This window comes from Streptomyces sp. NBRC 110035, assembly GCF_000829695.1.
In the GTDB taxonomy this organism is placed as follows: Bacteria; Actinomycetota; Actinomycetes; order Streptomycetales; family Streptomycetaceae; genus Streptomyces.
In genome coordinates this window covers 1-1,237 of record NZ_BBNN01000007.1, presented here as the reverse complement: position 1 = coordinate 1,237, position 1,237 = coordinate 1, and the positions used below count along the sequence as shown (strand labels likewise).

Below are 1,237 nucleotides of genomic sequence, written 5' to 3'. Positions count from 1 at the left end.
CTAGTTCCCATCGCTCTCAGCATGGAGCGAGTCAAGACACTCAAGGCTCGGGTGACACGTCTGGAAAAGGCAGCGAGCTCCGGGCTGCTCACCATCGCCGAAGAAGAGACCACACAGGCCGTAGGGGGTGAGGAGCTCGGCTTCTTCATCGACCGTACCCGGAAACGGCAGAAGTGGGCCATGCCTCTGTGGGTCGCACCGACGCACGTTGCCGCTGCCAAGTCCGAGCCGACACCGCCGTCCTTGAGTGAGGAACAAGCGCTGCTCGACCAGTTGGAAGCTGAGGCAGCACACTCCGTCGGACTCGACGCGGAGGCGTTGTCCAGGCTACGGACGAAATTCAGGGTGAACACGAACGAGCTGGCTCGGGAAGAGCAGAGAATTTTGCGGCAGGCAGCCACCAGGCTCGCGCGGGTCGCGGCCTCCACAGCTCGCACAAAGACACAGAGCAGGGTCGCGCACCTGACAGACGTGTATGTCACCGTTGCGCGTGAGCCGAGCGAACGTTTCTCCACCAGCATGGCTGCTGACATCCTTGATGCCCCTGACACCGCTCGGCAGGCAATCGACCGGGAGCGGCGCATCCGCGAAGAGACCGTGGAGGCCGCGAGCGCGCTGCCCGGTGGAAAGCTCCAGCAGATGTGTGAAGTGGACTATCTCCAGCTGGTCGGCGACCAGGTCGCCGAAGCATTGCACGGGATTGGTCACAGAGTGCAGAGCAAGCGCATGGTGGTTCTTACCCCCGCAGTGTCGGAGGAGACGGCCCAGACAGTGCTGCAGCAGCTCGTCAACGTCTTCGGAGATACCTGCGTACTCCTCAAAGGCATCGACGGCGTGGCGATCAGGATCCCGCGCCCGAGCCAATTCGGCATCAGTCTGCGCCGCGCCCGCAGTTGCGACTGCGGGCGGCATCCCGTCTATGGGCCGGACGGAGCAGAACTGTGAACCGTCCCTTTCTGCAACGGCTCCACAAGCATCTGGCAGCCAAGGCGCAGGAATCTTGGTTCAGCCGCCAGTGCGCTGGCTGTTCGGCTGAACTCAATCCGTCCTCCGAGGAGGAGTACTGCGGTGACTCATGTCGTCCTGACCTGAGCGAGCCGGTGCCGGCGTTCATCAACAGCTCACCGGCCACACGCATAGCCAGCTTCCGGTCCACTGCCGCCTATAGAGCCCTTGCCGGCGCCTATTTCGAAGACGTGGACCCACTTGAGATCATCGAGGCAGCGGGCTGGCGATG

At 63.1% G+C, this 1,237-nt stretch carries 2 protein-coding genes; both read left to right on the top strand.

Annotation, left to right across the window (positions count from 1 at the left end):
• Nucleotides 1-945: hypothetical protein (locus TU30_RS00050; RefSeq protein WP_234307718.1), on the top strand; the 945-nt coding region annotated here is incomplete at its 5' end.
• Nucleotides 942-1,237: hypothetical protein (locus tag TU30_RS35880; protein WP_158719285.1), on the top strand; the 296-nt coding region annotated here is incomplete at its 3' end. The genes TU30_RS00050 and TU30_RS35880, both read left to right, overlap by 4 nt.